Source organism: Psychroserpens jangbogonensis (genome assembly GCF_000797465.1).
Lineage (GTDB): Bacteria > Bacteroidota > Bacteroidia > Flavobacteriales > Flavobacteriaceae > Psychroserpens > Psychroserpens jangbogonensis.
Genome location: NZ_JSWG01000059.1, coordinates 1 through 301, shown reverse-complemented (window position 1 = coordinate 301; position 301 = coordinate 1). Strand labels below are relative to the sequence as shown.

General features: G+C 37.9%; 1 protein-coding gene. It reads right to left on the bottom strand.

What is annotated here, in order from left to right; all coding sequences use genetic code 11:
* Nucleotides 1-114: 114 nt before the first annotated feature.
* Nucleotides 115-301, bottom strand: a 187-nt coding sequence (locus RH81_RS16195; protein WP_033962516.1) for a hypothetical protein, incomplete at its 5' end; no start/stop codon positions are given.

Below are 301 nucleotides of genomic sequence, written 5' to 3'. Positions count from 1 at the left end.
GACAAACTTTTTGTGTTTACCATTGATTCTGAGATTGATTGAAATAGGTTCCATCTTGATTCCTCCCTGTTTTTGGACAATAAAAAAGAGCGCCTATAAGCGCTCCAAAATTCTTTATTTACCTAAGCCAATTGCTTCGGTTTTTGTATCTGTTGCAAAAGCAGAACCATCATATACAACTTGATTAAACCAACCATCGCCGTTAAAAGTGTCACTGTCTTCTGCTTGAGCTTTCCAGCGTCTTTTTCCTTTTGGATTTTGCAACGGCATAAAACCAACCTTAAACTTTGCACTTTCTGGG